29 protein-coding genes and 3 pseudogenes are annotated in these 26047 nt (G+C 61.8%); 20 read left to right on the forward strand and 12 right to left on the reverse strand.

All coding sequences use genetic code 11. The features are described from left to right. The first annotated feature begins 4 nt into the window (after nucleotides 1–4). Entirely contained in the window at nucleotides 5–847 is an 843-nt protein-coding gene (locus AC3A6J_RS26630; protein ID WP_487863019.1) for a shikimate dehydrogenase family protein, read from the forward strand. Here the strand turns inward: AC3A6J_RS26630 and AC3A6J_RS26635 are convergent. Then, nucleotides 844–1800: a LysR substrate-binding domain-containing protein gene (locus tag AC3A6J_RS26635; RefSeq protein WP_487863020.1), complete on the reverse strand. Its 957-nt coding sequence runs from the start codon at nucleotides 1798–1800 to the stop codon at nucleotides 844–846. The two genes, AC3A6J_RS26630 and AC3A6J_RS26635, sit on opposite strands and share 4 nt — an antisense overlap. A 138-nt stretch (nucleotides 1801–1938) precedes the next feature. Between AC3A6J_RS26635 and AC3A6J_RS26640 the strand changes: the two genes are divergently transcribed. From AC3A6J_RS26640 to AC3A6J_RS26665, 6 genes are all read left to right on the forward strand, one after another. After that, nucleotides 1939–2709: a 3-ketoacyl-ACP reductase gene (locus tag AC3A6J_RS26640; protein ID WP_487863021.1), complete on the forward strand. Its 771-nt coding sequence runs from the start codon at nucleotides 1939–1941 to the stop codon at nucleotides 2707–2709. Nucleotides 2710–2726: 17 nt separating this feature from the next. After that, nucleotides 2727–3107 (forward strand): tautomerase family protein, encoded by a 381-nt coding sequence (locus AC3A6J_RS26645; protein WP_487863022.1) that lies wholly within the window; start codon nucleotides 2727–2729, stop codon nucleotides 3105–3107. Nucleotides 3108–3159: 52 nt separating this feature from the next. Beyond that, nucleotides 3160–4140, forward strand: coding sequence for a Bug family tripartite tricarboxylate transporter substrate binding protein (locus tag AC3A6J_RS26650; RefSeq protein ID WP_487863023.1), 981 nt, complete (start codon nucleotides 3160–3162; stop codon nucleotides 4138–4140). Between the two features lie 43 nt (nucleotides 4141–4183). Further along, complete coding sequence (locus AC3A6J_RS26655; protein ID WP_487863024.1) at nucleotides 4184–5167, forward strand: Bug family tripartite tricarboxylate transporter substrate binding protein; 984 nt, start codon at nucleotides 4184–4186, stop codon at nucleotides 5165–5167. Between the two features lie 19 nt (nucleotides 5168–5186). Next, nucleotides 5187–6197, forward strand: a complete 1011-nt coding sequence (locus AC3A6J_RS26660) for a sulfurtransferase (RefSeq protein WP_487863025.1) — start codon at nucleotides 5187–5189, stop codon at nucleotides 6195–6197. A gap of 75 nt (nucleotides 6198–6272) precedes the next feature. After that, nucleotides 6273–7196: an alpha/beta fold hydrolase gene (locus AC3A6J_RS26665; RefSeq protein WP_487863026.1), complete on the forward strand. Its 924-nt coding sequence runs from the start codon at nucleotides 6273–6275 to the stop codon at nucleotides 7194–7196. Nucleotides 7197–7323: 127 nt separating this feature from the next. Here the strand turns inward: AC3A6J_RS26665 and AC3A6J_RS26670 are convergent, their stop codons facing one another. After that, nucleotides 7324–7446, reverse strand: a complete 123-nt coding sequence (locus AC3A6J_RS26670) for a hypothetical protein (RefSeq protein WP_487863027.1) — start codon at nucleotides 7444–7446, stop codon at nucleotides 7324–7326. Nucleotides 7447–7483: 37 nt separating this feature from the next. On the opposite strand from AC3A6J_RS26670, the pseudogene AC3A6J_RS26675 reads away from it, so the two are divergent. Next, nucleotides 7484–7679 (forward strand): annotated as a pseudogene (locus AC3A6J_RS26675) (IS3 family transposase); the annotation flags it as partial. An 81-nt stretch (nucleotides 7680–7760) separates the two neighbouring features. Here AC3A6J_RS26675 and AC3A6J_RS26680 read toward each other — a convergent pair. The 3 genes from AC3A6J_RS26680 to AC3A6J_RS26690 all read right to left on the reverse strand — a co-directional run bounded on the left by AC3A6J_RS26680 (nucleotide 7761) and on the right by AC3A6J_RS26690 (nucleotide 11534). Beyond that, nucleotides 7761–8438 (reverse strand): EthD domain-containing protein, encoded by a 678-nt coding sequence (locus tag AC3A6J_RS26680; protein ID WP_487863028.1) that lies wholly within the window; start codon nucleotides 8436–8438, stop codon nucleotides 7761–7763. An 18-nt stretch (nucleotides 8439–8456) separates the two neighbouring features. After that, the gene (locus AC3A6J_RS26685) at nucleotides 8457–9494 is read right to left on the reverse strand and encodes a Bug family tripartite tricarboxylate transporter substrate binding protein (protein WP_487863029.1); all 1038 of its coding nucleotides are present in this window, start codon (nucleotides 9492–9494) and stop codon (nucleotides 8457–8459) included. A gap of 66 nt (nucleotides 9495–9560) precedes the next feature. Then, the gene (locus tag AC3A6J_RS26690) at nucleotides 9561–11534 is read right to left on the reverse strand and encodes an FAD-binding monooxygenase (RefSeq protein WP_487863030.1); all 1974 of its coding nucleotides are present in this window, start codon (nucleotides 11532–11534) and stop codon (nucleotides 9561–9563) included. A 125-nt stretch (nucleotides 11535–11659) separates the two neighbouring features. Between AC3A6J_RS26690 and AC3A6J_RS26695 the strand changes: the two genes are divergently transcribed. The 3 genes and pseudogenes from AC3A6J_RS26695 (at nucleotide 11660) to AC3A6J_RS26705 (ending at nucleotide 13204) form a co-directional block, all read left to right on the forward strand. After that, nucleotides 11660–12592, forward strand: a complete 933-nt coding sequence (locus AC3A6J_RS26695) for a LysR family transcriptional regulator (protein ID WP_487863031.1) — start codon at nucleotides 11660–11662, stop codon at nucleotides 12590–12592. A gap of 103 nt (nucleotides 12593–12695) precedes the next feature. Continuing rightward, nucleotides 12696–13097: pseudogene (locus AC3A6J_RS26700) on the forward strand (ABC transporter substrate-binding protein); the annotation flags it as partial. 14 nt (nucleotides 13098–13111) lie between these two features. Then, a complete protein-coding gene (locus tag AC3A6J_RS26705; protein ID WP_487863032.1) occupies nucleotides 13112–13204 on the forward strand; it encodes a hypothetical protein in 93 nt (30 codons plus the stop codon). Nucleotides 13205–13341: 137 nt separating this feature from the next. Here AC3A6J_RS26705 and AC3A6J_RS26710 read toward each other — a convergent pair whose 3' ends face one another. Together AC3A6J_RS26710 and AC3A6J_RS26715 are read right to left on the reverse strand one after the other, a co-directional pair. Continuing rightward, nucleotides 13342–14199, reverse strand: coding sequence for an SDR family oxidoreductase (locus AC3A6J_RS26710; RefSeq protein WP_487863033.1), 858 nt, complete (start codon nucleotides 14197–14199; stop codon nucleotides 13342–13344). A gap of 26 nt (nucleotides 14200–14225) precedes the next feature. Further along, nucleotides 14226–14993, reverse strand: coding sequence for an SDR family NAD(P)-dependent oxidoreductase (locus AC3A6J_RS26715; protein WP_487863034.1), 768 nt, complete (start codon nucleotides 14991–14993; stop codon nucleotides 14226–14228). Between the two features lie 314 nt (nucleotides 14994–15307). Here AC3A6J_RS26715 and AC3A6J_RS26720 point away from each other — a divergent pair, with 314 nt between their 5' ends. The 8 genes and pseudogenes from AC3A6J_RS26720 to AC3A6J_RS26755 all read left to right on the forward strand — a co-directional run bounded on the left by AC3A6J_RS26720 (nucleotide 15308) and on the right by AC3A6J_RS26755 (nucleotide 21423). Continuing rightward, nucleotides 15308–16216, forward strand: coding sequence for an AraC family transcriptional regulator (locus tag AC3A6J_RS26720; RefSeq protein WP_487863048.1), 909 nt, complete (start codon nucleotides 15308–15310; stop codon nucleotides 16214–16216). Nucleotides 16217–16331: 115 nt separating this feature from the next. Then, a pseudogene (locus tag AC3A6J_RS26725) lies at nucleotides 16332–16580 on the forward strand (IS110 family transposase); the annotation flags it as partial. 23 nt (nucleotides 16581–16603) lie between these two features. Continuing rightward, nucleotides 16604–17347: an aldo/keto reductase gene (locus AC3A6J_RS26730; protein ID WP_487863035.1), complete on the forward strand. Its 744-nt coding sequence runs from the start codon at nucleotides 16604–16606 to the stop codon at nucleotides 17345–17347. 271 nt (nucleotides 17348–17618) lie between these two features. Continuing rightward, the gene (locus AC3A6J_RS26735) at nucleotides 17619–18218 is read left to right on the forward strand and encodes a TetR/AcrR family transcriptional regulator (RefSeq protein WP_487863036.1); all 600 of its coding nucleotides are present in this window, start codon (nucleotides 17619–17621) and stop codon (nucleotides 18216–18218) included. A gap of 160 nt (nucleotides 18219–18378) precedes the next feature. Continuing rightward, the gene (locus AC3A6J_RS26740; protein ID WP_487863037.1) at nucleotides 18379–19011 is read left to right on the forward strand and encodes a hypothetical protein; all 633 of its coding nucleotides are present in this window, start codon (nucleotides 18379–18381) and stop codon (nucleotides 19009–19011) included. A gap of 48 nt (nucleotides 19012–19059) precedes the next feature. Further along, nucleotides 19060–19920, forward strand: a complete 861-nt coding sequence (locus AC3A6J_RS26745; protein WP_487863038.1) for a cytochrome b/b6 domain-containing protein — start codon at nucleotides 19060–19062, stop codon at nucleotides 19918–19920. Continuing rightward, nucleotides 19917–20693: a molybdopterin-binding protein gene (locus AC3A6J_RS26750; RefSeq protein ID WP_487863039.1), complete on the forward strand. Its 777-nt coding sequence runs from the start codon at nucleotides 19917–19919 to the stop codon at nucleotides 20691–20693. Before AC3A6J_RS26745 ends, AC3A6J_RS26750 begins: the two co-directional genes overlap by 4 nt. A 136-nt stretch (nucleotides 20694–20829) precedes the next feature. Beyond that, entirely contained in the window at nucleotides 20830–21423 is a 594-nt protein-coding gene (locus AC3A6J_RS26755) for a DUF308 domain-containing protein (RefSeq protein ID WP_487863040.1), read from the forward strand. A gap of 98 nt (nucleotides 21424–21521) precedes the next feature. Here the strand turns inward: AC3A6J_RS26755 and AC3A6J_RS26760 are convergent, their stop codons facing one another. The 5 genes from AC3A6J_RS26760 to AC3A6J_RS26780 all read right to left on the reverse strand — a co-directional run bounded on the left by AC3A6J_RS26760 (nucleotide 21522) and on the right by AC3A6J_RS26780 (nucleotide 24621). Beyond that, the gene (locus AC3A6J_RS26760; protein WP_487863041.1) at nucleotides 21522–21869 is read right to left on the reverse strand and encodes an H-NS histone family protein; all 348 of its coding nucleotides are present in this window, start codon (nucleotides 21867–21869) and stop codon (nucleotides 21522–21524) included. Between the two features lie 46 nt (nucleotides 21870–21915). Further along, entirely contained in the window at nucleotides 21916–22107 is a 192-nt protein-coding gene (locus tag AC3A6J_RS26765; RefSeq protein WP_487863042.1) for a DUF3322 domain-containing protein, read from the reverse strand. Nucleotides 22108–22361: 254 nt separating this feature from the next. Beyond that, a complete protein-coding gene (locus AC3A6J_RS26770) occupies nucleotides 22362–23426 on the reverse strand; it encodes a maleylacetate reductase (RefSeq protein WP_487863043.1) in 1065 nt (354 codons plus the stop codon). 14 nt (nucleotides 23427–23440) lie between these two features. Beyond that, the gene (locus tag AC3A6J_RS26775; RefSeq protein ID WP_487863044.1) at nucleotides 23441–23740 is read right to left on the reverse strand and encodes a Dabb family protein; all 300 of its coding nucleotides are present in this window, start codon (nucleotides 23738–23740) and stop codon (nucleotides 23441–23443) included. Continuing rightward, nucleotides 23737–24621, reverse strand: a complete 885-nt coding sequence (locus AC3A6J_RS26780; protein WP_487863045.1) for an intradiol ring-cleavage dioxygenase — start codon at nucleotides 24619–24621, stop codon at nucleotides 23737–23739. Before AC3A6J_RS26780 ends, AC3A6J_RS26775 begins: the two co-directional genes overlap by 4 nt. A gap of 122 nt (nucleotides 24622–24743) precedes the next feature. Here AC3A6J_RS26780 and AC3A6J_RS26785 point away from each other — a divergent pair, with 122 nt between their 5' ends. After that, complete coding sequence (locus AC3A6J_RS26785) at nucleotides 24744–25676, forward strand: LysR family transcriptional regulator (protein WP_487863046.1); 933 nt, start codon at nucleotides 24744–24746, stop codon at nucleotides 25674–25676. Nucleotides 25677–26047 lie beyond the last annotated feature (371 nt).

Here is a 26047-nt window from a genome sequence, read left to right on the forward strand (position 1 = left end):
ATTCATGATCTCTGGCACCACTCGACTCATCGGCATCGTCGGCCATCCTGTCGCGCAAGTCCGTATGCCCGGCAACCTAAACCCCCTTTTCGCTCGGACTGGGCAGGACCTGGCGATGGTTCCCTTTGATCTTGATCCCTTGGCAGTTCCTCAATTCATCGGCCTGCTGCGTGCGACGGCCAATCTGTTGGGCACGGTCGTAACCGTGCCTCACAAGCAGGCCATCGCCCGCAACGTCGACGTGCTCAGCATTCGCGCGCATGCGCTGGGAGCAGTCAACGTCGTGCGACGGGAGGCGAACGGCAGCCTCCACGGGGACCATGTGGACGGTTTCGGCTTTCTTAACGCGGCAAGGACTCACGGCTTCAAGAGCGCAGGCCAGTATGCACTGGTGATCGGTGCTGGCGGCGCGGGCAGCGCCATCGCCTACGCCTTGTGCGAGACGGGCGCCGCCGGTGTATCGGTGTTGGACACCGACGAAGAGCGTGCAGGCAACCTGGTGAGAATGCTGAGCAGTCAATTCCCCGAAGTCGACGTGCAGGCGCGGTGCGACACGTTGCTGGGCCTCGACCTCGTCGTTAACGTGACCCCCGTCGGCATGAGCTCGCAAGACCCAATGCCGCTGCCCGGTGCGTTGCTGAGCACGCTGGAATCGTCCACGCTGGTATGCGATGCGATCACCTCACCTGAGATCACGCCATTTCTCGCGTTTGCGCGCGACAGGGGATGCCAAGTCCAGACGGGCGCGGAGATGGCCGCGGCATCCGTGGAGTTCATTGGGAGCTTCCTCGGGTTCATGCCGGAGGTGAATCCCATCGCCGTCATCACCGCGCCATTGCCGTGCTAGCGCGGCGGGGCTGGTTCGAAATACGTCCTGAGCAACCGCGCGAGTTCCTCGGCCGCGAGCGTTGGCCTCTGCCCGACATTTCGGAACAGCCCGACCGGCTCGTCGGTTCCCGCCGCGTCGATTGGCAATGTGGCTAGCAGCCCGCAGTTCACGTCGTCGATCACCGACAAGCGCGGTGCGATCCAGACTGCATCGGAGTCCATCACGAGCCCTCGAGCCAACGTGAAGTCGGAGGTTTCGACCATCCTCGCCGGCGGCTTGAGGGCACGCGATGCCAGCAGGGTATCGAGTCGATGACGGGGCACTGTTCCCCTGGGGTGTACGACGAGCATATGCGCGATCACCGATTGCAGTGGTGATGGCTCCACTCCCAAGGGATGTCCCTTGCGAACAACAAAGGCAAGGGTCTCCATGCCAAGCAACTCAAAACTCAGGCCTGTCATCAACTTGGGATCGCTCATGCGACCCAAGACCATATCCAAAGTTCCAGACCGCAGTTGTTCCAACAGCAGCTGGTTGCCTGCGGTCTCTACTGAGGTGTGTAGGGCCGGACGGTCCGTGACAAGACGCGCCAACGATTTCGGCAGCGCCCCAGAGCTCAGGCAAGTCAGAACCCCCAATCGAAGCAACTCCGAGGCACCCTCCGGGGCCTCGGACAGCGATGCCCCGCCTGCGCCGACAGCGTCTAGAACGGCAATTGAGTGCAACAGGAGGCGCTCGCCTGCATCCGTCAATCCGAGCATGCCTCGCCGGCCCTCTGTAGTCCTGCGCATCAACTGGCTCTGCGCCAGTGATTCGAGCTCCCCAAGGGTCTTGGAAACCGCCGGCTGGGTGATGGACAACCTGCTCGCTGCGCGTGCCAGATTTCGCTCCTGCGCGATCGCGACAAAGCAGCGTAGGTGCCTCAATTGCACGGCTCGAGTGAACGCTTCAGACAAATTGGAGGAGCTCATGACAATTACCAATGGGAAGTGTTTCTTCTACAAACAATCACTATACGGCATTGACTGACTTCCATAGAGTCCCACTCCACAGCACGCGTCGGATGCATCAACGCACCGGCGCTCTGTATCTAGCAAAGGTAGAAATTCATGACTCAATCCCGAGGAACCGCTCTCGTCACCGGCGCCAGGCGTGGCATTGGACAAGGCATTGCCTACGCACTGGCTGATGCCGGGTTCGATCTTGTTCTGAACGACATCACGCATGACGCGGCTATGGACGAAACCCTTCGCGGCGTCGAGACCCGAGGCCGTGCCGTCAAAACGGTAATTTCCGACATTGCCGATCTGGAAGGATTGCCAGCACTGTGCCAGGGGGCGTGGGAGGCTTTTGGCGGAATCGATCACTTGGTCAACAACGCCGGTGTCTCCGTCAATGTGCGCGGCGACCTGCTGGATGTGAGCGTCGATAGCTATGACCGCAACCTAGATATCAACCTGCGCGGCCCGTTTTTCCTGACGCAGCACATTGCCCGACGCATGCTGCAGGCCGACACGAAGGCCTACCGGTCGATCGTCTTCATTTCGTCCATCAGCGCCGAGACGGCAAGCCCTTCTCGCGGCGAGTACTGCCTGTCCAAGGCGGGCGTATCCATGGCCGCCAAGCTGTATGCGCTACGTCTCGCAGAAGCCGGTATTGGCGTGCACGAGGTACGCCCCGGAATCATTCGTACCGACATGACGGCCGTCTCAGCAGCCGTGTTCGACGAAAAAATCGCCGAAGGCATCAGTCCCATACGTCGCTGGGGCACGCCGCAGGACATCGGTCTGGCGGTCGCCACCCTGTGCTCGGGCGCCTTTGCATTCTCAACGGGCGGCGCCTTCGAAGTCGGCGGCGGCATTCATCTCAAATCACTGTAGCCACGGGACTTTCGCCTATGCCCATCGTGACCATAACCGCCCGCGGCAAAAAGCCGGCCGCCTTCAAGGACGCCGTGTTTGACGCCGTTCAGGAGGCCTTGCTTCAGGCGGGCGTGCCCAAGGCCAACAAGTTTCATCGCTTCCTAGAAATGGAGCAGGAGGACTTCCGGTTCGACGGCGAGTTTCCAGACGCCCGCCGCGTACGGGACGACAACTTCATCCTCATCGAGATCCTTTGGTCGACTGGCCGAAGCGTCCTGATCAAAAAGAAGGTGCTCGAAATTCTTGTGCAACAGCTTCGGTCCGTGAGTATTGACCCGGAAAACGTGATGGTTTCCTTTCAGGAAACCGCCTGGGAAAACTGGGCCTGCGCGGGCGGCCGCCTAGCTTACGCCTAAGCGCCGCGCTTTGATGCGGTCAACCGATACCAAAAACCATGCAGGAGACATCGTGATTCCATTCTTCAAAATAACCTTCCTGGCCGCTATGTCGACGGTCTTGACACCAACCATCGTCCACGCTCAGTTTCACCCCACCCGGACGGTACGCATCACCATCCCGTTCTCGGCGGGAAGCGGGCCTGACGCGGCGCTGCGGGCCGTGGCTCAAGGGCTGTCGCAGAAGTGGGGCCAGCCCGTCATCGTGGACAACCGTCCGGGCGGCAACGGTTTCATCGCAATCACCGCATTCAAAAACCTCTCACCTGACGGCCATGAGTTGATCAATGCCGACGGCAGTCACGTCACCGTCCACCCCCACACGTTCCGCAAGCTCCCGTACGACCCTGTCCGGGACCTGGAGCCGGTGCGTAGCCTCCTGCTATCGAACTTCTTCGTGGCTGTGCCAAAGAACAGCCCGTTCAAGACGATAGATGACATTGTGCGCACTGCGAAGGGTCAGCCCGACGGTGTGACCTACGGGTCCTACTTCACCGGCAGTCCAGCCCACCTTGGGGGACTGAAGCTCCAGTCGTTGACCGGCGTCAAGATGCTGCATGTTCCCTATAAGGACACGGTCCAGCTCTACACCGCTGTGGCCACCCGCGAGGTGGATTGGGCGCTGGGAAGCATTGCCAGTGCCGGTCCGCTGGAAAAGGCGGGAAAGATCAAATTCATCGCTGTTGCGGCGCCCAAGCGCTTCGTGCTCTTCCCCAATGTGCTCGCCACTTCCGAGAGTGTGTCGGCCAAGGGTTTCGACGTAACGGGATGGACCGGAATCTTCGCTCCGAGGGGCACGCCTAAGGACATCCGTGATCGCATCGCGAACGACATTTCCGAAGTGCTGGCCTCACCCGAGATGGTGGAGCGCTACAAGACCTTCGGCTACGAAGACCAGCGCCTGCAAACGGACGCCTTCACCAGCTACATCAGCAAGGAATCGGCTGAATGGAAAAAAGTGGTTAACGCCGCCGGTCTTCGCTTGGACGAGTAGTCCGTCTCAAAGATGACCTTCAGGCCCTGATGAAAAGCGCGCTGTGAAGATACTAAGCATTCTTTTGTTCCGAATCAGCCTAATCGCAGGCCTGATCGCCCCCTTGGCTGCTTTTGCGCAGTTTCGTCCGACCAAACCAGTTCGCATCATCTCCCCATTCTCCACGGGAAGCGGTCCTGATGCCGCGCTACGCGCCATCGCGCAAGGACTGAACGCGAAGTGGGGCCAACCGGTCATCGTTGACAACCGACCCGGTGGCAATGGCTTCATTGCAATGGCCTTATTTAAGTCGACACAGCCCGATGGCTACACCCTCTACAACGCGGATGCCAGTCATGTCAGCGTGTACCCCCACACGTTTGCAAAGCTTCCGTACGACCCCGTCAAGGATTTGGAGGCAGTACGTGCGTTGCAGCTGTCAAACTTCTTTGTCGCAGTGGCAAAGGACAGTCCGCTCAAGAGTCTGGATGACATCGTGCGCGCAGCCGCGGCCAAACCCGACGCGGTGACATATGGCTCTTGGTTCGTCGGCAGCGCCGGCCATCTGGGCGGTCTCAAACTGCAATCGTTGACTAAGACTCGGATGCTACACGTGGCGTACAAGGACACGGTACAGCTGTACACCGCCGTGGCCAATGGCGAAGTCGACTGGGCGATCGGCAGCCTCGCGAGCGCCGGCGCTTTGGAGAAAAGCGGAAGGCTGCGATTCATCGCAGTGGCCGCCCGCAAGCGACTGGCTTCGATGCCTGACCTTCCCGCTGCAGAAGATAGCAAGCTTGCTCGGGATTTCGAGGTCACGGGTGGGACGGGAATTTTTGCGCCTAAGGGAACTGCGCGCGACCTCCGCGAAAAGATCTCCAATGACCTCGCCGAGGTACTGGCTTCGCCTGACTTGGTGGAGCGCTACCGGACGTTCGGCTATGAAGATCCAAAGCTTCCGCATGATGCCTACGCGAAGCAAATTCGATTGGAGTCAGCCGATTGGAAGCATGTGATCCAGGAAGCAGGCCTAAGGCTTGACGAATAGACGAGAGAACACACGCACGATGACGTCCACTCAGCTGAGCCCGCGGGGCGCCCCTGGCACTATCAACGGTGGCACTGGTGACGAGACCAACGCCCTCCCCAGTGCGCCATCTTGGCTCCTGGTTTCCCCGTCTTGGCTGCAGGCCCATCTCGAAGATCCCGACCTGATCGTTCTCGATTGCACAGCTTATCTCGATGACTCACTGGACTCTGCTACGCAGCTTTCTCGAGCGCATTCGGAATTTCGTCAGTCGCATATTCCCCGGGCCAAGTTTGTCGATCTTGAGCAAGAGTTGTCTGACCCGACCCATCCCGTGCGATTCATGGCGCCGGGGCCTGAGCAGTTGTCGGGGGCCTTGCAACGCCTGGGCATCGGGGCGAACACACGAGTTGTCGTCTACAGCCGCGGCGAGATGTGGACCGCCACCCGCATTTGGTGGGTGCTGCGTTTGTATGGGTTCGACCGATGCAGCGTTTTGGATGGAGGCTGGACACTCTGGAATCTGGAAGCTCGACCAACGGCCAATGGGGAGGACGCATTTCTCTCACCCCATCGACCTGTTGGATGGCAGCCATTCACTCCGCTCAAGCGGATCGCCCTGCTAGCGGATCGTCACGACGTGCTCAGGAGCATCGAGAAAAAAAATACCGCCTTGACCAATGCTCGGCTGCCACCCTTCTTTTTAGGTGAAGGTGGCAATGTCTATGGTCGGCGCGGCCACATCGTAGGCAGTGTCAACGTTCCTGCTGCGTTCCACCTGGATACGCAGACGCAAAGGTTCCTGCCAGTGGCCAACTTGCGTGCGCAATTTGACAAGGTGCTGGCACCAGGCTGCGAGGTCATCGCTTACTGCGGCTATGGCCTCGCAGCCAGCGGCACCGTGTTTTCTCTTGCACTGTTGGGGCGAGAGGATGTCCGGTTGTACGACGGCTCGCTTGCTGAGTGGGCGGCTGATCCAAGCCTGCCCATGGCAAGCGAACCGGCAGATATTGGTAGCAAGGAGAGCGACGGCACTGAGAGCCGATCCTAGAGATTATTAATAGTCAGCATACACACTTAATTCGATGCATATGTCAGTACGTCAATTGAAAATTGAAGGAAATTTATGATTCGCCGAGATCTGTTAAAAAAGAGTCCCCTTTTTGCCGCAGGCGCAGCTCTTTCCGTTTCTGGCAGTGGGCACGCGGCCGCACCAAGAAAGAAGAACTTTTTGTTGGTTCACGGCGCCTGGCATGCGGCAGCGCATTGGAATAGATTAGCCAAATCCCTGACGGCGATGGGTCACAACGTCTTTTCTATCGACTTGCCTGGAAGCGGACTCAATGCTCGCTATCCGAAATCGTATCTTTCGAACGACTTCGTTAAGCTTGAAACCGAGGTTTCGCCTGCAAAAGATGTGCATCTTTCCGACTATCGCGACGCAATAGTCACGCAGATCAAACAACTCGCGAAATTTGGAAAGGTGACGCTTGTCGGACATAGCTTCGGAGGACTTTCTATCACTTTGGCTGGAGAGGCTGCTCCGGAGAAAATCGCAAGGCTCGTCTATCTCACCGCTTTTGTGCCAACGCGCTTTAAGAGTCTTTCCGAATACAGCGTTTTACCCGAAAACTCGAGCACATTGGCATCTTCGATCTATATCGGCGACCCATCCGTCATCGGCGCAGTACGCATCAATCCACGTAGCGGCGATGCCTCGTACGTGGAGAAATCCCGCATTGCTTTCTATGGCGATGTCCCGAACGAAGAATTCATCGGGTTTGCAAGCTATCTCAACCCCGATCTTCCCCTGGCAGCGGTGAACGACGATGCGCGAGGGACCGCCCAGCGGTGGGGGGCGGTCCCTCGAACATTTATCCGATGCACTCAAGACCGCGCGCTTCCTATTGAGCTACAGGACCGGATGATCGCCGAAGCCGACGCAATGACGCCGGCCAACAAATTTGACGTGAAGACATTGGAAGCTAGTCATTCCCCCTTTGCGTCGATGCCTGATGTGCTCGCCGGTGTTCTGGGAGGACTTTTGTAGAAAATTGGCCGTTACCAACTGAGAACTGTGGTGAGGTGCTCGACCCAAGAGCAAGAGCAAGAGCAAGAGCATCGAGACGCCGCAAGCAGCGTCACCACTGGCAAGAGTGCGGGTGCCGCTAGATGCGTTAGCCAATCCCGCGGACGCGCTCGAACCGGTGCCAGCGAAATCGAGGTGCAGCCGCGGTGGGCCACGGTACGGTGAGTTTGGGCAGGCTGTCTTCCAGCAGCGTGGCGATGACGTGCGTCATCGGAGATCTCCCGCGTGCGACATTGCGACTCGCAGTGGGGCTCTACAAGGCCGAGCTGATCCATCGCCGAGCACCGTGGAAACCAAGGAGGCCGTGGAGTTCGACGCTCGAATGGGTGTCCTGGTTCAACCACCAGGCGCATGCTCGAACCGAGCGGCTACATCCCGCCTGCAGAAGCTGAGGCAAACTATTACCGGCAACTCGCCAGTCATACCGCCACGCTGGCGGTATGACTTGAACCAACCGGCCTCCACGAAAGCCGGGGCGCTTCACCTCGGCTTGGTGCTCAGACTGCTGGAGCCGGCAAACCAACCTTAGTAAATGACGCGCTCCAACGCGGTCATGAATTCAAGCGCGTCAGGACGGCTTCGCATTTCCGAGATGCTTGCGTGCAAGGCACTGACCCAGTTCAGCTGGCTGGTCGTCGTGGACGCCACCACTCCTATCTCCGTGATGGCTGTATAGGGCCATCGAGCAGGACTGCCATCAGACATGCTTGTCAGTTTGGTGTGATCGACGACATGGTGGGTCATGCCAGCGCGAGCGCTACCCCCGATCTCTTGCAACAGATTGGCCAGATCGGCGCGGGTCATCTGTGGATCAGCGGCGTGCATGATGAACAACTTGAAATGCGCACCTGCAGGCGCGTCGACGACAGCTTCGGACGTGCAATAGACCACCCTGCACTGGCCCACGTCGAGGAACTTCTCTTCGTCGGGGCGCACACTGCGCATGTAGCGTGGATCCTCTTGAAACCGGCGTGTCGACGGGACGTCTTCCCGAATTGCCATCTGGGCGATGCCATCGAACACGGACGACGTCCTTTCCAGCCTGTGTTCCAGTATCAGGTTCTGCACATAACTTCGGTTGTACTCGCGGTGTCCGCCTTTCTCGACCAGGGCCCTCACGTGAGGCACACGCCAATAGGATGAGAACTCGTCTGCGGACAACGAAGGGGAGCGCTTGAGAAAGGACAGCTTGGAAATGGTCATGATTTCTTCACCACCGCCTCAGTCGATGGTGATTTTGAGTTTCTGAACCATGCCGCCCCACGCTTCGATATCCTTCTCGATCAAGGTGCGCATCTCACCCGCGCCAGCGGGCATGACGATCATGTTCTGCTCGTCGGCAAACTTTCGCATCTCTGTGGAGCCCGCTTCGGCCACGACGGCGGCCGAAAGCTTGGCGGCCAGTTGCGGCGACATGTTCGGTGGTGCGACTATGCCCGTCCAGAGTAGCGGGATGTGAAGATCCTTGTACCCCGCCTCCGCGAAGGTCGGCACGTCAGGAAGTCCGGGCAATCTTTTCGGCAGATTGATGGCGAGCCCGCGTGCCTTGTGCGCCTTCAGGTGAGGCGCAATGGTGCCGTAGTCGGAAAAGACCGCATCGACCTGGCCTGCCAGCATGGCGATGGTGGCTGGTCCCGATCCCTGGTAGGGCACATGCGTCAGCTTGATTTTCGTGGCGGCCGCAAAGATCTCCATGGACAAACGATTCTGCGTTGCAGTGCCTGCCGAGCCGAAGTTCATTTTCTCCGGGGATGCCATGGCAGCCTCGACGAATTCCTTCAAGTTCTTGAAAGGACTGTCGGAGGGAACCTGAATGCCCGTGGTGAAGGCAATCATGGTTCCGATCGGCGTGAAGTCCTTGGCCGCATCGTACGGGAGCTTCTTGAACAGAAACTGGTTCACGGTATAGGGCTGGGACAGCATGAAGAACAGCGTGTAGCCGTCCGGTGCGGCCTTCGCGTTGTAGATCGTCGCGGGGATCAGGTTCCCACCCGGCTTGTTGTCGACGATGATCGCTTGGCCCAGGCGTCTGCCCAGCCCTTCGGAGAACCTGCGCGCAATGGCGTCCATGCCCGCGCCCGCGGGAAATGGCACGACCAGGCGGATTGGCCTGTTCGGGTAGTCCTGGGCGTGAGAGAGGGTTGCCAAAGACGCCAGCAATGCCGCGCCGAATGCGATTGCCTTGCGTCTGTTCATGCAGCGCCTTGTCCCCATTGCCGACAGATGATTTTCTGCTTGCGTCAAAAGTTGTATGTCCATGGTTTCTCCTTGCCCGGTTGATGACCGCGTGCTTGCTCGATGTCGTTGTGGGATCGGCCGTCGGCTTCATGCCGTGACGGGGACGGTCTCGCTGGGCGATGCACCGCTTCTCGTGCTCGACGCAAGCGGGAAGCCCGGCTCCATGCATGCGCCGAACCACGCGGAGAGCTCGGCATGGGCGTCCAGCGGCAGCACATGGGCGACGAACTGGTCCGGACGGACGATGACCAGGCAGCCCCGCTCGCGGTCGACGCCGCGCAGGTCGAAGATGTCCGAGCCGCTCCTGAGGTCGGCGCAGAAGACTTTTTCGTAGTCGATCAGCCCGTACGTGCCCTTAGCCGGCCGCAGCAGCGTGGGCAGGTCGCCGTTGTCCAAGGCGCTGTGCACCTGCTGGAACACGGCACGCAGGTCGATGACCGCGTCAATCTCGCACCCCTGCGGCGTATGCCGGATCAACGGAGATTCCCGGGCCTCGGCGAGGAAGTCACACAAGGCGCGGATACCTGCCATGCCGGCTGACGCGGCGTCCGATCCCGCGAAGGCGAACAGCCGCCACCGGCCATCGGCCTTGACGGTGTGGGCCAGTTCCAGGGGCCTGGCGTCCGCGTGCCGGACCACCGGAGCGGAATGCAAGCGTTTGCCGATCGTGAAGCCGGTGGCCAGTGCTTGGTAGGCGTCCGGACCCACGATCAGCGAAGGGTCGTAACGGGTTTCCACGCCGGCGGTGTAGCGGCCGTGCCTGGCGAAATACTGCTCGAACTTTGCCGGGTCGGCACCGCCGCCGGCCGGCCGGGCGCTGAATAGCTGCGCCATCTCGCGGTCGAACGCGATCAGTTCCTGCGCCTTGGCACGGCGCTCCGCGGAATAGGTGTGGAGCAGCTTCGCATCCGCCCTGTGCTCGAGCACCGCCGCCAGCTTCCACCCGAGATTGAAGGAATCGGCCATAGACACATTCATGCCTTGTCCAGCCTTCGGGCTGTGCGTGTGGCAGGCGTCACCCGCGATGAAGACCCGGGGGTTGCGCACATCGCGTTGATCGTCGGTGACGTCGTCGAAGCTGTCGGCGACGCGCTGGCCGATTTCGTAGGCCGACCACCAGGCGATTTCCTTCACTGCGAGGGTGTAGGGATGCAGGATGCGCTGCGCCGCGGCGACCAACTGGTCGGACGTGATGTTGCGGTCCGCGACCCGCTCCGCCTTGCCGAGCGAGTCCAGCTCAATGTACATGCGGACCAGGTAGCCGCCTTCGCGCGGGATGAGCAGCAGGCTGCCTTCGCTGGCGGAGTGGATGGCCGCCTTCAGCCGGATGTCGGGAAAGTCGGTGACCGCCAGCACGTCCATGACGCCCCACACCTTGTTGGCGCTGTCGCCCCGCAGTGCGTGCCCCAGCGCGGCCCGGACCGCGCTGCGGGCACCATCGCAGCCCACCACGTACCGGGCCCGCACCGTCTCGCGCAGGCCATCGCGGGCGTCCGTGCCTTCGAGCATCGCGACCACCGGATGGTCGGCCGTCGCGTCCGGATCGATCTCGAGTCCTGTCAGACGGCGGCCATAGACGGGCTCGAGGCGCCGCGGCGATTGCCGCATCGCTTCCAGGTAGAAGTCGTGCACGCGCGCCTGGTTCAGGATCGTGTGCGGGAATTCAGACAGGCCGTCCTCCACATCCGACATGCGGCTGGTGCGTTCGATGCCCGCACGCTGTCCGGTGGCGGCCCGCCAGAAGCAAGTCTCGTTGATCCAGTAGGCCTCCTTCATGACCTTTTCGGCGAAGCCGAAGGCCTCGAACATTTCCATCGAACGGCATGCGATGCCGTCGGCCTGGCCCACCTGCAGCGGTCCCGGCTTCTGCTCGACGATGCGCGTGGTGATGGACGGGAACTGGGCGAGTTGCGTCGCGAGGGTCAGGCCAGCCGGGCCGCAACCGACGATCAGTACATCGACCTCGGAGGAATCCCAAGTGCCTGGCGCTGACGGAAGGTGGGGCGCCGGCTGGGCGATGGCTGGGTTGCCAGGGCGGAAGCCATGGAGGTGGTATTGCATGGGTTGGGGGTGTCAAGCTGCGCGATTCGCCGGCATTTTTTCTCGCGACCGCTATGGCAGCAAGCCCACATCTTCGATAATTCGCATCACGTTCTTCGATATCACGACACATAGGGGACCCACTTTTGAAGCTGGACGTCGAGTGGCTCACGGTCTTCGATGCGGTCATGCGCACCGGCGGCGTGTCGCGTGCCGCGGAGCACCTCGGCATGGCCCAGGCCACGGCCAGCACCGCGCTGGCCAAGCTGCGGGCCTACTACGGCGACCCCTTGTTCAGCCGCGGCGCCCGGGGCATGCGGCCCACCCACCGGGCGCAGGCGCTCCACGCCGACGTCCGGGAGCTGCTGGCGCGTCTGGACAGCATGCGGCAGCAGCCGGACGCGTTCCTGCCACACGCAGCTCGGCGCAACTTTCGCATCTGCATGACCGACATTAGCGAAGTGGTTCTGTTGCCGACGCTGGTCAATCACCTGCGACGCACCGCGCCAGGCGTCGACATCGACGTGGAGCGCATCTCCGCCGACAGTCCGCGTCGGCTGGAGGAAGGCGAAGTGGACCTGGCCGTGGGCTTCATGCCCCAGCTCGATGCAGGCTTCTACCAGCAGGTGCTGTTCCTGCAGGACTTCGTCTGCATGGTGGCGCAGCAGCATCCGCGCGTGCAACACCGGCTGACCCGGAAGGCCTATGTGCGCGAATGCCACGTGGTGGTGAGCAGTTCAGGCACCGGCCACGTCGTGGTGGAAAAAACATTGCGCAGCGAGCAAGTCGAACGCAAGGTCGTGCTGCGGGTGCCCAGTTTCCTGGGATTGGCGCGCATCGTCGCCGACACGGAGCTGATCGCCACCGTGCCCGAGCGTTTCGCCGAAGCCATGCAGGCGCAGGAACGCATCCGCGTGACCCCGCTGCCGTACGAGATGCCGGGCTATGCGGTCAAGCAGCACTGGCATGCACGTTTTCACGCAGACCCGGGCAATCGCTGGCTGCGCGCGACGGTGGCAGAGCTGTTGGGTACGGGTGCGGGCCCGGTGGAAGGCATAGCTGTGTCCCCGCGGCCCTAGCTTCGTGAGTCCTGAGTTCGGCCATCACCGAGGGCTACTCCACGCCATAGGCGTTGCCGGGCCGGAAGGTGGTGCGCCGCTGGCGACTCAATCGCCAGACACACTCTCCATCGCCGCTTCGGCGCGCATCGTCGAGCCGATGGACGACAAGAAGAAGTGGGTCTTCAAGACGCCGCAGAACGACATCATGATGTCGCTCGCGATCGCCGAGCACATGACGGCCAACGGCGTGAAGACCGCGGCCTTCATCGGATTCTCCGACGCCTACGGCGAAGGCTGGTCGCAGGAGTTTGCGAAGGCCGCCGAGCTGAAGAAGCTCAAGGTCGTCGCCAACGAGCGCTATGCGCGCACCGACACCTCGGTCACCGGCCAGGCGCTGAAGATCATGGCGGCGAAGGCCGACGCGGTGCTCGTCGCAAGCTCGGGCACGCCGGCCGCGCTGCCGCAGAAGACGCTCAAGGAGCGTGGCTACACCGGCAAGATGTACCAGACGCACGGCGTGGCACGACGCTGGCTGACTTGGCTCGGCTATATAACCCGGTGATGCAGGGGTGGTGGCAATACTACGGCGCGTTCTTAGTACAAGGCCCTTCACCACCGCACAGCGGCTAGCGTCGGCTGGCCGGAAACGTTGGGCCCGACGAAAGTCCGGGTCGACAGGGCTCCTGGCGGCTGGTGCCCGAGTCGATCCACCGCAGAGAGTGCGGGCGCCAAGCTCTCGGGCTTTTGGGCTCTTCGGCGCGTGCCAGTCATTCGACGAAATCAGTGGCCTCGGAAATCTTGCGCCAGGCTTCCAGGTCGTTGCGCACGGTCTGAATCTTCTGTTCGGCCAGAGTGTTGGCGATCTTGCCCGCAAACAGATGCACGGGGGGTTCGTCGACGTCAGCGGCCCGCAGGATCAAGCCGGCCAATTCCTCGGGGTCACCAGCTTGCTTTCCATCGAGCCCATCGAGATGCAAATCCAGCGAAGCCTGAGCTTCGGTGTAATCGGCGATCGAATGCTGCGCCACGGCCAGGCTGTTCCTCGACAAAAATCCCGTGCGCACCGGGCCAGGATAGACCACGGTCGCCTTGATGCCCAGTTCGGCCAGTTCAGCGGCCAGGGTTTCCGTCAGCCCGGCTAAGGCGAACTTGCTTGCGACGTAGCTTCCCCATCCGGCATATCCCCCCTGAAAGCCGACGATGGACGCCACGTTGAAGACATGGCCGCTGCGCTGCCGGCGCAGAAGCGGCAATGCGTGGCGCAGCACGTGCAGTGGCGCAAACACGTTGACCTCGAAATTGCGGCGCAGTTCTGCATCGGATAGCGCCTCGATTGTGCCCTGCTGACCGTAGCCCGCGTTGTTCACCACGCGGTCGATGCGGCCGAAGGTGGTGATCGTTTGCTCGATGGCTGCCTTCACGCTCGCTTCACTGCCCAGATCGACCTCCATCGGCAGCAGGTTGGCGCTTTCGCCGGGAAACGCCTGTTGCAGGCTGCCTAGAGTGCGCGAGGTGGCGGCCACGGCGTCGCCGCTGGCCAGCGCCTTGCGCGCCAGCGAAAGTCCGATGCCGCGCGCCGCTCCGGTGATGAACCAGACCTTGGAAGTTCGTGCTTGTTGTTGCATGAGTCGATGTACCTTGATGGATTGATTTACTGAATTGCGACACTCATGCCGCCATCGGCCATGACCACCGAACCGACCAGATAGCTGGCCTGGTCCGAAGCCAGGAATGCCGCGACCTCCGCGATCTCGCGGGGGTGGGCAGCGCGTCCGATGGGCGCCTTGCGGCCATGCTCGGCCAGGTAGGCTTGTCCGTCCGGATGAATGGCATTCGTGATGTTAGTAATGGCATCGCCGGAGCCAACCGCATTGACGCGGATGCCGTGGCCGATGGCCTCCAGGGCGAGCGTCCGGGTGAGCTGGGCCAATGCCCCCTTAGACGCCGCATAGGCAGCGATGCCGGGGAACGATCGATAGCAGGCGTAGGAACCGATATTCACGATGGCGCCGGACCCAGCCGCCATCATTGGCCGCATCGCTTCCCGGGCGAAAAGGAAAGCGCCGGTCGCATTGACTGCCAATACTTGGTTCCATTCCTCCAGGCTCATCTCGACCACTGGCTTGTTGATGATGATTCCCGCGTTGTTGATCAGGATGTCCAGGCGGCCGAAGCGCTCCAGGGCCGCCTGCACGGCCAGCGTGGCACTGGCTTCCCGCGCTACGTCCACCACGAGAGGCACGATGCCTTCACGGGCAAGTGTCTTGATGTCGTCGTGGCTGTCCACCGTGACGATGCGCGCGCCTCGGCGATGAAGAAGTTCGACGGTGGCCAAGCCAATGCCGCTGGCGGCACCGGTGACGATGGCGACGCGCCCGGCAAATGCCGCGTCGTTGGCGGGAGATCTCTCTGGAGACATGGAAAGTCCTTTGGCGGATTGATCTTGTGGATCGTGAAGACGAAAAAGTGCACGCACGGCGGCTTCGCTGACGTGGTCATCATCCGGTGAGGGGATGGCTTGCGGCGGCTATCGGCGCGGATGAATGAACGAGCTGTGATCGTAGGAAGACCGCGCGAATGGGACTAGAGTCAAAATTCTCCCGTCATTGCCTATTCGTCTTCGGATCAAGGACGACGGGCCATAAAAGCGGAAACAATATGGCCTCCTGCTATTTCTAAGAATGGGTGATCACCGTGGGAAAGATCAATCCGGGCAGCTCCCGGCAGACCGAAATGGCCACGCTGATCGAGCAGCTTGCGCCTTACGAAGGCCACACACAGTCCCTGCTCGACGGCGTGCGCCTGATGCGCGCCGACCGGCCGCTGGGACGGACGCCGGTCCTGTACGAGCCGAGCATCGTGATCGTCTGCCAAGGCCACAAACGCGGCTATCTGGCCGACCGGGTCTATCACTACGACGCTCAGCACTACCTGGTGCTTTCGGTGCCGCTGCCGTTTTCCACCGAGACAGATGCCAGCACTGAGGAACCGCTGCTCGCGGTTTCGGTGCGGCTGGACATGACCGCCGTGGCCAATCTCGTCATCGAGGTGGATCATCAAACCAGCGCGTCGCCCGCCGCGCCAATGGGCATCCTTTCCACGCCACTGGATGCCACGCTGGCCGACGTAGCCATCCGCCTGCTCAAGGCTTTGCGCTCGCCGATGGAAGCCAGGGTGTTAGGGCCATCCATCGTGCGGGAACTGTGCTTTCGCGTGCTGATGGGCGCGCAGGGCAGCTCGATCAGAGCGGCCCTCGCCAGCCATGGCAACTTCGGCCGGATCGCACGCGTCCTGCGGCGCATACACAGCGACTACGCGATGTCCCTGGACGTCGGTTCGCTGGCACGCGAGGCGGGCCTGAGCATCCCTGCCTTCCATGCCCACTTCAAGAGCGTCGCGGCCACATCGCCGATTCAGTACGTCAAGTCCGTGCGGCTGCATCAGGCGCGGCTCATGATGATCCGCGACAACATCACCGCGGCGGGAGCCGCGGCGCGGGTGGGCTACGAAAGCGCGTCCCAATTTAATCGCGAGTTCAAGCGATTTTTTGGCCGTAGCCCCCGGGAAGAGGCGCGTGAAATGCGTTCGACGTTTGCGCTCATTGCGCCAGTGCAGAGTGAAGCAGTAGCAGTTACACACTAGACATGATGGTCGCCTTGCCCGGACAGGCGGCCGGTCTCCAACATCGTAGGTTGCACGCCGAGGCGTGTAGAGCTACACGCTGTGACTTGCGTCGTCAGCAACAGGGAGACCGACCATCGAAGAGCGTATCAAGTTTCACGTGGGCCTGGACGTCTACAAGGACAGCATCAGCGTCGCGGCAGCGGAACCTGGCCGGGCGCCGGGACGGTTGATCGGCAAGGTCCCGCACGACGTGCTGAAGGCCAAGGGCTACAACTGCGAGATCATTGCCCCATCGCAGATTCCGCGACGTCCGGGTGACCGAGTCAAGACGGACGGGCGGGACTGCGTGCAACTGGCCGAGTGCTCACGTGCTGGCCAGCTGTGACAGATAACAGTCGGCAGGCTATGGTCGCCTCGGTCGAAGCTAGCCTGCGGCGACTCAAGACGGATCGCATCGACATGTACTGGGCGCATGTCTCTGATGGCGCGACGCCGCTCGAGGAGATCGTGCGCGGCTTCGACGACCTGGCGCGCGCTGGCAAGATTCTGTATGCGGGCTTGTCGAACTTCCCAGCTTGGCGAGTCGCACGGGCTGCCACCATCGCTGAGTTGCGCGGCGCTATTCCCATTGCTGGGTTGCAGGTTGAGCACAGCTTGGCTCAACGCGCGACCGAGCAGGAACTTCTTCCCGTCAGCCGTGCGCTAGGTCTTGGGGTGGTTGCCTTCTCGCCTCTGGGCGGCGGGCTGCTCACGGGAAAGTATCGTGAACGCAATCGAGAGAAGGGGCGCGACGACGCATGGGCGGGTGCGGGGTTTCAGGCGGAGAACTCTGTCCAGCGCAGCGCTATTCTCGACGCCTTGATCGCGGTGGCAGACGAAATCGGAGTGACGCCTGGCGAGGTCGCCATCGCTTGGGTTGCCAGCAAGGGAGCGCTGCCGATCATCGGTCCACGAACCCTGTTGCAACTCGAAGCCAACTTGGCCGCGGCCGAGGTGAAGCTGTTGCCTCAGCAAGCTGCGCTTCTCGACAACGTCAGCGCGATCCCGACGATCTATCCCCACACTGTGATCAACGATCCGCGGATTCGGGACCTCATCACTGGCGGGAAGGATGCCCAGATCGACATGCCCACGGAAACGGTGGCGTGATAGTGTTAGTGCCGATGCTGAATTGCCAGCTTGTCGCACCGCGCCCTCGCTCGGGATCCGGACGGATAGCGTCGGCAGAGCCGAAGCGGCTCCCGACTTTTGTGCACGGCCGCGTTCAGCGACTCGATCCACCACGACAGAGATGGCGTGTTTTTCCTGCGCCGAGCCAATAGCAGCGGCGATGACGTTGCGCGAGCGCGCGGGGCCAAACCGCAACACGGCCATCTATCGCACTTGACAAATCAACCAACTAGTAGATAGACTCCGTTTCATGGATTCGATTGACCTTTCTCCAAAAGCAGCAGAAATCGCGACATGTGCCCAGTCGCTGCTCGCGACCAAGGGGTACAACGGCTTCAGTTACGCCGATATATCAGAGGCCGTCCAGATCACCAAGGCCAGCATTCACCACCACTTCCCTAGTAAGGCAGAGCTGGTGCAAACGGTTTTGCGACGGTATCGCGAGCAGGGCCGTCAAGGCTTAGCTGCGCTGGAGAAACAGGTTGAGGATCCTTTGGCGCGCATTCATGCCTACACAAAGTACTGGGAATCCTGCATCAGTGACGGGACAGCGCCGTTTTGCATCTGCGCGATGCTCGGCTCCGAAATGCCTGCCATTCCTTCACAGGTGGCGGACGAAGTCCGGGGACATTTTCTCGACCTGGCTACCTGGCTGGCGGGCGCCTTGAAGCAAGGAGCCAGCCAGGGGATTTTCGTCCTACGGAGCGACGCCGACGCTGAAGCCATGGCGTTCATGGCCACGGTTCACGGCGGAATGCTGGCAGCCCGTGTCTATGGCGACCCAGATGCATTTGCCTCTGTCGTGCAGCAGGGTGTAAGACGGTTGCTAGCGCCTGCTCATCAACACTGAGCGCGGGGGCCGGCATCTTTCTTGGACTTCGCCATTCGATTTGCCTTTTTCATCTATCAACTAGTAGATAGACTTCGTTTTTCAAAGCCCTGTGGCGCGGCTTCTGATGCTCAGAACGCGCCCTTTAACCCGCGACGTCATGTCGCATAGGAGATCTCAAGTGCAATTTTCAAAAGTTTCCAAGCATCTCGCCACGGGAGTGGCCGGCGTTCTGCTCACCGTCAGCGCACTCACCGCAGCCTTTGCTGCCGGGCCTGGCGAACAAGTACGCGTGCGCGGCACCGTGGTCTCTCTCTCTGGCGACCGGCTCCAAGTGAACTCCCGCGAAGGCAAACCCGTCACCGTGACGCTCAAAGCAGACTGGAAGGTGTCGGCGGTCGCGAAGGCGAGCATCGGCGACATCAAGCCCGGCGATTTCGTGGGCATTGCGTCCTTGCCGAAATCGGAAGGCGGCGACGGCGCCCTGGAAGTGCTGATCCTGCCGCCGCAGCTCAAGGGCATGGGAGAAGGCAGCTACGGGTGGGACTTGAAGCCCAACAGCACGATGACGAACGCAACCGTCGCCGACGCCGTCAAGTCGGTCAGTGGCAGCACCGTCACGGTCAACTATCACGGCCACGAGAAGAAGATCTCGATCCCCGACGGTACCCCGGTCGTCACCCTGGCGCCCGCCACGCCCGAAGACGTCAAGCCGGGCGCTGTGGTCTTTGTCTCTGCCGCAAAAGGTGCCGACGGCAGTCTGTCTGCCGCCCAGCTGATTGTTGGCAAGAACGGTGTCGTCCCCCCGATGTAAGGAACGCCGTCCTGGCCAGTTTTGTCGGCTGGCCAGCAAGGATTTTTCATGGCCATTTCGAACCCTACCCCCGTGGTGACGCCGCCTGCGGCACGTCGACAACTCATTCGACGGCATTCGGCAACCGTTCGCATCACTCACTGGCTCAACGTGGTGTGCCTCTCGTTCCTGCTGTTGAGCGGATTGCAGATCTTCAATGCGCATCCGCGCCTGTACTGGGGACAGTACGGTGCCGATGCGGATCAAGCCTTCATCGCAATAAGTACGAAGCAAAGTGGCAATGCGCTGCAAGGCTTCTTTCAGATCGGTCCGCTGAGCATTCAAACCACAGGCTTTCTCGGCGTCTCCGACGAAGGCGGTAGTGCCACTGCGCGAGCGTTTCCCGCCTGGCTGACCATCCCCTCGTATCACGACCTTGGGGCAGGCCGACACTGGCACTTCTTCTTCGCCTGGCTGCTCGTTTTCAACGGCTTGATTTATCTGACGTACGGGGTCTGGCGTGGACATTTCCGCCGCGACCTTTTGCCGAGCGGGGGTCAACTGACGCCCCGCCATTTGTGGCAGGAAGTTCTTGACCATGCGCGTCTGCGCTTTGCGCGTGGCGAAGCGGCGCGTCGCTATAACGCCCTGCAGAAGCTCAGCTACCTGGTGGTGGTGTTTGGACTTCTTCCACTGATGGTGTTGACCGGGTTGACGATGTCGCCCGGGCTCGACACCGCATTTCACTTCCTGCCCGATTTGTTCGGCGGACGCCCTTCCGCGCGCACGCTGCACTTCATCAGCGCCTTCCTGTTGGTGTTGTTCGTCGTCGTCCATGTGGTGATGGTGATCGCATCAGGACTGTGGAACAACCTGCGGTCGATGCTCAGCGGCCGCTACGCCATCACTGACGAAGGAACCGCACGATGACACCGCCCTCTTCACGCCGCAGGTTCTTGGCGGGCCTCGCTTCAGGGGCTGGGGCGCTCGCCCTCGCCGGCTGCGACCGCTTGGTTCAGAACGCCGATGTCGATGCAGTGTTGCGCAACACTGAAAAGCTGACGATGCGTGGCCAGCGTGCGCTGCTTCCTCGCCAGCGCCTGGCGCGCGAATACGCCGAAGCCGACCTCTCGCCGGACTTCCGGGCCAATGGCACCCAGATGCCCGATTCGGACGAATACGCGCATCTGCTGGAACGCGAGTTCGTCGACTGGCGTCTGCAGGTGGACGGGTTGGTGCAGCGCCCTCAGGGCCTCTCACTCGCCGAACTGAAGCGCTTTCCCTCCCGCACCCAGATCACGCGTCACGATTGCGTCGAAGGATGGAGCGCCATCGGCAAGTGGCGAGGGGTTCCCCTCGCCCAGGTGCTCGATGCCGCTGGCCTCAAGCCAGGCGCTCGCTATGTCGTACTCCACTGCGCCGATGAGTTGGAGAAGACGCTTGATGGCAGCGGCCGCTACTACGAGAGTATTGACCTGCTCGACGCCTACCATCCTCAGACCATCCTGGCCTACGGCATGAACGGCAAGGACTTACCGGTCCCTCACGGTGCACCGCTGCGCCTGCGAGTCGAGCGGCAGTTGGGCTACAAGCATGCGAAGTATCTGATGCGCATCGAGGTCGTCGATGCATTCGGTGCACTGTTTGGCGGCAGGGGCGGCTACTGGGAGGACCGGGGCTATGAGTGGTATGCCGGTATTTGATCACCAGGCCCATCAATGACTCACCCGCACATTTTCCGAGCAGCCGATAGGTCCGCGACCGGGATCGGCAGAGGTCAAGTCATGACCGACACCCCCGCCCCGCCGCCTTCTATATTTGTATGAACTGGAGAAACTCATGACTGCCACGAACATCAATCAACCGAACTCCCTGCAAAAAAACGATTGGCTCAAGCCATATTATTTTTCGCGCGCCGCATTTTCGATTGTCTGGGTTGCGGCCGCATTCACTCTCGGCCGAGGAATGCCCGTGCTCGCCGCGCTGCTGCTTGTCATCTATCCTGCCTGGGACGCCATCGCCAATTTGGTGGATGCACAGCGCAACGGAGGGCTGAAGCAAAACCCAACCCAGGCGCTCAACACTGGCGTGAGCGGCCTGACGACCGCAGCCGTCGCGATCACGCTTGGGATAAGCATGCATGCGGTGCTCGGCGTATTCGGTGTGTGGGCCATTCTGGCCGGGGTATTTCAGCTTGCCACAGGTATGCGTCGCTGGAAAACTTATGGAGCGCAGTGGGCAATGATCCTCAGCGGTGCGCAGTCTGTGCTCGCAGGCGCCTTCTTCATCAAACAGGCCAACGGGGTCATTGCACCCAGCATTGCCGACATTGCCCCCTACGCTGCCTTCGGCGCTTTCTACTTCCTTGTCTCGGCAGTGTGGCTCACGGTGTCGGACTTGCGACGTCGCCAACTAGCTTCTATCAAGGCTTGAAAAGTGTCATTGTTCCAATGCACTGCCGATCATCCGAAGCAACCTGTCCTGAAAAGTCGCCCTGGTGACGGCACTCGCCCAGTGCTTCATTGGACTTCTTAAACCAGGAAGTCCTCGGGAGATTTACCGGCCTCCAATGCCGCACGAAACCACGCCGGACGCGGCCCACGTCCACTCCAGACGTTTCCGGTGTCATCACGGTACTTTGGACTAGTGCTGGTGGCGGCCTTTTTTACTGATTTACGGCCCGGCTTGCCCGGGCGCTGGCCGATTGGTTTACCGACGGCAGGACCAACTCCCAGTTCGGCAGCGGTAAATCCATAGACGGCAATCGCTTCCTTGATTCGCGCCAAAACCTCGCTTGCCTCTTGCTTTCGCAGCTGTTCAGCTTCTTTCTGCAACTGCTCGATTTGCCTCTGAACTTCAAGAAACGTCTTTTTTGCCATCTGTGGGGTACTCCGGTTGAAAACCGGAAGCATACTCGCCTGCCCGTCAATGCACTGGCGCTAACAAGCTCGCATCATCTGGCGCGCCTAGAACTTGACGGACCAAGTCGCCCACCGCACCCTTTCGCCGCTCGACCCACTTGGTGTCCACGTCAGACATCGGGAGCTGTCTCAAAGTGAAGTCAGAGCAAAGTCCCTGCAGGAGTTCCGTGAAGCGATACTTTTCGTCCTGTGTCACGCAACTCCTACGGCCGTTCTTAACCGCTGCGTAGGCCGGCGCTCGACGACTAGGACCCGGTGGCCGGCCTGACCTAGCAACGAGGCGGCTACGCGAGGCCTGTGGGGCCGTAGCCGATCACGGCCACGTCGTAGGACGCGTTCGCGCCTTGCTGTGCATTCACTTGAGGGGGATTCATTGTTTTGTCTCCTGATAAATTTTGGGGATGCAGCCGGGCTGCGCGATGAACGAACGAGCGAGAAAAAAAGCGAAATTCAGTCGGGCCTGACACCGTCGAAGGCCGCTTGCAGCACGGCGCGCACGGCCACATGGCCGACGGGGCGCGGGTTCCAGTACGGGCGCTCGGTGGCGATATCGGCCGCGCGGTCGAGGTCGGCCTCCGTCATACCCAGCTGCCGGAGCGAAGTCGGCGCGCCGTTGCGATGGGCCAGGTCCCACACGCCGGCGGCGGCACTGCCTTTGGAGTTCAAGGCCTCGGCCATTCGGCGCATCGCTTCTTCGGCGCAGGGCGCGTTGAAAGCCAGCACATACGGCAGCACGACCGTGTGGGTCGGCGCATGCGGCAGGTTGAAACTGCCACCCAGCGTGTGGCACAGCTTGTGATGCAGCGCCATGCCGCCGTGGGCCAGCACCGTGCCGCACAGCCAGGCGCCGTACAGGGCCGAGCCGCGCGCCTCGAGGTCCGCCGGGTCGGCGTGGATGGCCGGCAGCCCGGCGGCCAGCGCGCGGATACCTTCCTGCGCCATCAGGCGGGTGACCGGATTGCCGGTGGCGGCATACAGGCCTTCGGCCGCGTGCGCGATGGCGTTGATGCCGCTGGTGACGGACAGGCCCACCGGCAGCGTCAGCGTCAGCTGCGGGTCGTAGATGACAGTGCGGGGCAGCACGCGCGCATCGGTGCCGGTGCGTTTCTCGCCGTCCTGCGTGATGCCGTAGATGGGCGTCATCTCGCTGCCGGCGTAGGTGGTCGGGATCGCCACGATCGGCAGCCCGCTGTCGAGTGCGATCGCCTTGCCTAGGCCAATGGTGGAGCCGCCGCCGATGGCGATGGCGCAGTCGGCGTTGCGCTCGCGGGCCACTTCGCGCGCCTCGCGCGCCACCTCGAGCGGGACGTGCATGGTCGCTCGGTCGAACACGCCTGCGGCGCGGGAACCGAGGCGCGCGACGATCGCTTCGGCCGCGTGTCGCTGGTCCGGCGTGCACAAAACCAGCGCGCGCCGGGCGCCGAGCGCGTCGAGTTCGGATTCGAGTTGCAGCAGGGCGCCCGCCCCGAAGACGACGCGGCCCGGCAGCGCCTGATAGACAAAGGATGAAAGCATGAGAGGCTCCTGTCTCAGCGCTGGTAGTCGACCTGGTGGCGCGACGTGCGCAGCGCACCGAGTTCCTGGCGCACCCGCAGGTGCTCGGGATGGACCGCATATGCATCCAGCGCCTGCTGCGACTCGAAGTCGGCCACCAGCACGGCGTCGCAGGCGTAGTCCGCAGCGCTGCAATCGATGCCCACCTCGATGTGGTGCAGGCCGGGAATGCGCCCACTGAGACCTTCGAAGGCCTGCTTGACGCGCTTGCGTGCGTGCATCTTTTCCTCTGGCGACTCGCCTGCGACCCGCCACATGACGATGTGCCGGATCACGCCTGCACCTCGGCCTTGGGGTTGAGCACGAAGTCGTACTGCAGCGTGTGAAACGGCACGTCCGAGTGCGTTCCGTCCGGCGCCGGGCCGGCCTCGTGGCGCACCCAGTCGGCCACCAGCGTCGAGCGCACGCCGAAGACCGCATCCGAATCGAGGTAGGTGTCGCCCTCGCGGAAGATGTGGGTGATCAGCCGTTCGCAGCCGGGCGCTTCGATCATGAAATGCAGGTGCGCCGGGCGCCAGGGATGCCGGCCCAGCGCCGACAGCATGCGACCCACTGGGCCGTCGTGCGGAATCGGGTAGGGCACCGCGAGGATTGAGCGGAAGTGAAAACGCCCATCGACCCCGCTGCGCAGGCGGCCCCGCGCCCGGTGTTCATGGGTGCCCGAGGCATCGGGAAGCTGCACGTCGTACAGGCCGTCCTCGTCCGATTGCCACACATCGATCCACGCGCCGGCGATGGGGCGGCCTTCCAGGTCGCGCACCTGGCCGCTGACATGGCAGGGCTCGCCGCGCGCGCCATTGGCGATGTCGGCACCGTGTTCGTACACCGGCGCGTCTTCGACAAAGAAGGGCCCGAAGACCGTGGCTTCGGTGCACGCCGGCGGCTTGGCGTTGTTCTGCGCCGTGACGAGCGTCGAGAGACCCAGGGTGTCCGACAGCAGAATGAACTCCTGGCGCTTGTCGTCCGTGATGTGTCCGACGTCGGTGAGGAACCGGATCGCTTCCATCCACTCGGACTCCGTCAGCCTGACCTCGCGTGCAAAGGAATGCAGGTGTTGCACGAGGCTCGTCATGACCGTCAGCAGCCGTGGATTCCCGCATCGGCCCATTGCAGCGATCACCGCCTGGGTGATGGTGTCTTCATTGATGTTGCGCACGGCACTTTGCTCCTGGTGAACCAACCCTGGCCCTCGATTAGCTAATGATGTACCGTCACCGATTGGAAAAAAAGAGCCAGACGCGAAATGTCATTTCCTAAAAGTGGAAGAATCCTTTGACCATGGACCGCTGGGCACAGATCGAACTTTTCGTGCAGGTCGCGGAGTTGGGCAGCCTGACGAAGGCCGCCGAGCGGCTCGGCCTGTCGAACGCAGCGGCAAGCCGCTACCTGACGGGGCTCGAGGAACGGCTGGGTGCGCGGCTGGTGGAGCGCACCACGCGGCGGATGTGGCTCACGGATGCCGGGCGCAGCTACCACCTGCGCTGCAGCGGGATGCTGGCCGAGATGGCAGAGGCGGAGGCCGAGGTCAATTTGGCGAGCACCAACCCCAGTGGTGTGTTGCGCATCACGAGTTCCGTTTCATTCGCGATGATGCACCTCGCGCCGGCGCTGCCGGAGTTCAGCCGGCGCTATCCCAAGCTCACCGTACAGATCACCGCGACCAACCGCTATCCCGGGTTCATCGAGGCCGGCATCGATGCGGCCATTCGCACCCGGGAGCACGAAGGAGACTCGGGCATCACCGTGCGCCGTCTCGCCCAGATGCGGCGCGTGCTGGCCGCATCACCGGCATATCTCTCTGCACACGGCCAGCCGACCTCTCCCCGGGATCTGCCCGCGCATCGGATGCTCGTGTACTCGCTAGCGAACGATCCCTACGTGCTGCACTTCAAGCGCGGCAAGGAAGCGCAGTCCATCGGCATCGCGCCGACGCTGGATGCCAACGAAGGCCAGGTCGTCCGGGCCGCGGCCCTGGCAAGCCTGGGCATCCTGATCCAGCCGCAGTACATCATTCACGACGACATCGTGGCGGGCCGGCTGATCCCCGTGCTCCGGGACTGGGAGCTGCCGCAGTTGACGATCAACATCGCCTACCAGAGCCGCCGGCACCAGCCTGCGAAGTTGAAGGTCTTCACCGAGTTCCTGGTCGAACGGTTTGAAAAGCTCGACCTCGAGAGAAAGTGGGCTTCGTGGGCGAAGGCGTCAGGATGAGTCGCCTCGGGCGCCCTTGGGTGCTCTTGAACTGTTGGAAATGAACGGCATCGCGCCGACACCAAGAGCGACATGCGCGACATTGCAATGTTGTTCACCTCGCAAGGTGACGTCCGCCTCTACTGCCTCGCAGTCCTTCAGGTATGCCTGCTTCAGACTGAGGCTGTGTGGAAGCCGCTGCGTTGAAGGGGCGCGCAAGATCCGTCGGGCCGGCGGACTCAGTTCCTACCGGAATTCTCGGCCGTCTCTACAAGACGCGAGTCGGCTCATACGACTTCATATCTCCAATCAGGGGTATGCGGTCAACGAACCACGTCCTTGAGCCGCAGGCTATGACCTGACAGCCTACGTTCCCACATAGAGCAACGTGG

It is taken from the genome of Variovorax sp. Soil_C_39 (assembly GCF_057656815.1).